Here is a 2,491-nt window from a genome sequence, read left to right as displayed (position 1 = left end):
GCCCCGCGAAAGACGTCAAACGCCGGAGAAGCCGCAAGCTCGAAAGCGCTTGACCTCAACATGCCGAATAGAGAAGTGCTTCAGGACTGCTGCAACCCGGACTTTTTCAACACTATCGGTGGAACCTTGCCGTTTGAATCGGTCGGCGGGAACGAGCACAGCGCGCCATCTCCTGACCTTCATTGCCAGCAACGTGAACGTTGCGTCTCTGTCCCCTAAGCGGTCGTTGCAGGAAAAGGGACCGCAAGATGCGGTCCCGTGCTCGCCGCGCGGCGCGCTTCCACGCAGGCGGGCCATCTTTGTGGAGAGGCCGGTCTCGTCGATGAACACGAGCTTCGCCGGATCGAGATCGAGCTGGCCGTCGAACCAGTCCCGGCGCCGCTTCAGGACGTCGGGGCGATCCTGCTCCAGGGCGTGCGCGTTTTTTTGTCCAGCCGTGGCCGCGAAGCCAGGCGCTCAAGGCGCTGCGGCTGATCCGCACCAACTGCTCGGCGACGAGCCGCTCCACCATCTCGTTCAGCGTGATGTCCTTGCGCTCCTCGATCAGCCCGACGATGAAGGCTTCATGCGCATCGAGGCTGGAGGCGCACCGACAGGCCCTCGTCCGAAGCCTTCAAGACCCGCGACCGAAGATCCCCGCTCAATGCTCTTCCATCGTCCACCTCCATCGAGGTGGACGTTGAATCAGCGTCACATCGCAATCGATTCATCGATCACAGGACGTGCTCTAGCCCGTCAGAATGCTGGCGGCGGCCTCTTTTGGCGGCCTCACCCGCCGCAATCGCAATAGTAGCCGCCGAGACCGTCACTTTCGCGAAAACAGAATCCCTTGCACAGTGGTTGCTTTATGCACTGCAACGCCGATATGGCGCAGCCATTCACCATTACATTTGGGGCCATTGCCAGAAGTTCCTCCTTCGAAAGGGGCATGATAACCTTTCGGCCATCAAGCTCAGCTATTCTATAACCATACGGGAAGACGATTTGATCGCTTGGCACGTCCAGTCCAGCGTCGTTCAACTCCTTTGTAAGCTGTTGCTCGGTGATTTTCATACCTTCTGCTCCTTCCTGTTACCCCAGCAAATACTGGCACCGTTCCCTGACAAGTGGAAGCCGCAAAGTCACACGGGCACGATCATCGTATTCTGCCGGGGGTGCCGCAAAGGTTCGGCTCGACTTGGGCCTGTAGGACCCTGCCAAGACCCTCGGCCACCCAGCGGAAGGGAGCAACTGGGTGACGGAGTCAAGCCGTCAGGGGGCCAGTTTCATCCATCGATGGGGGCACCTGCCGGGAAAGGCACTACGCCTTCCCATTGCTCAGCATGTACCAGCTCGGGCTCCATCGGACAGATGAACGAAAGCCGGACGCGGCAGGCAGGCTTACGCATTGGACCCCGCGTAGCGCGTATTTGATTGAATATCGCACAGCCGTGAGCGTTCCGTTAACTGTTGCTGCAAAGCACCGAGGGGCATTTTTCGCTGTTTTTGGGGTGGCTGACCCGCCCGGTCCGGCACTGATCCTCTTCACTCCAACGACGACGACGCTCAGGCCCGGTCAATAACGTCAGATGGCTCATGCTGTGCTGCAGTGCTGCTAACTAGCGCTCGTAAGGACGACCTTAAGAGCGCAGCCTCACTACCGTGCCATGCTCGCGCAAGGCGGCCTCGCCGGAGACGTGCTGTGAAACCGTCCGCCAGAGAAATCCGCTCGTTGTTCACGGTCGACTGGCTATCTACTCCATGTGCGGTTAGCCGATCGCCCCCTCGATCACGACGCAGCCGTCAATCAAAGGTTAACGTGGCCGAAATTATATCTCTGGGAGCTAGGTTAGGTGAGTTGGCTACGGGGATAATCGGAACCGTTCCTTGCGAAGTGCCATCTGTTTTCCAAAGCGTGCTGTGTTGCTCGGTAGAGCCGCTGAAAAACAACGCTCTCGGGCGGCTGCCAATAGGACCAAGTTCCGCAAAACTATTTGGATTCAGTCCGTACGTCTTGCCGGCTCCAGCGACTTTTAGTGGAATGGTGCCGGCTGCGGTGCCATCGGTTCGCCAAAGTCCTACCTTGTGCAATGAAACCATCCCGCGGAAAAACAGTTTGTCCTCAAACGGGAAAAAACCCTGAGGGTCAAGCCCTCGGGGCCCGGTGCCTTTGGCCAGTATTTCCACAGTTCCTTTAGACGTGCCGTCCGTCGCCCAGAGCCCTCCCTTTCCTGAAACATTAATACCCCAAAAGAAGAGTCGATCCCCCAGCGCACCGAAGCGGCGCGGAAAGCCCATAGGAGTTACGCCATTTGCCGACGCATTCTTGACTGGGATTTCCTGAGTTCCTTCGGCTGTACCATCGGTCGCCCAAAGGCCCTTCTTTTCCAAAGAATTTGTTCCCTGAAACGTAAGCGCGAATTTCCCCGCACCTTTTGCTGTTGAGTGCTCTGATGCATGAGGTGTCCACCAAAATAGGTGGACACCTTGTGATGGAAGAAGATGAGCAGAA

Annotated in this window: 3 protein-coding genes and 1 pseudogene; 1 reads left to right on the top strand and 3 read right to left on the bottom strand. The window is 57.7% G+C overall.

From position 1 onward, the window contains the following. The coding region (locus tag NKI08_RS34300) for a hypothetical protein (RefSeq protein WP_352775909.1) at positions 1-219 on the top strand (219 nt) is incomplete at its 5' end. Between the two features lie 42 nt (positions 220-261). Here the strand turns inward: NKI08_RS34300 and NKI08_RS34295 are convergent. The 3 genes and pseudogenes from NKI08_RS34295 to NKI08_RS34285 form a co-directional block, all read right to left on the bottom strand. After that, positions 262-583, bottom strand: a pseudogene (locus NKI08_RS34295) (transposase); the annotation flags it as partial. Positions 584-768: 185 nt separating this feature from the next. After that, positions 769-1,053, bottom strand: a complete 285-nt coding sequence (locus NKI08_RS34290) for a hypothetical protein (protein ID WP_352775906.1) — start codon at positions 1,051-1,053, stop codon at positions 769-771. A gap of 729 nt (positions 1,054-1,782) precedes the next feature. Beyond that, positions 1,783-2,491, bottom strand: a 709-nt coding sequence (locus NKI08_RS34285) for a hypothetical protein (protein WP_352775903.1), incomplete at its 5' end; no start/stop codon positions are given.

The organism is Mesorhizobium sp. M0768 (assembly GCF_040320195.1).
Classification (GTDB): domain Bacteria; phylum Pseudomonadota; class Alphaproteobacteria; order Rhizobiales; family Rhizobiaceae; genus Mesorhizobium.
The sequence above is the reverse complement of the archived record's forward strand: the minus strand, read 5'-3'. Positions and strand labels throughout refer to the sequence as shown.

Coding starts and splice junctions, on each gene's coding strand:
- NKI08_RS34290 (WP_352775906.1), bottom strand. CDS start 1,053: ATGAAAATCACCGAGCAACAGCTTACAAAGGAGTTGAACGACGCTGGA.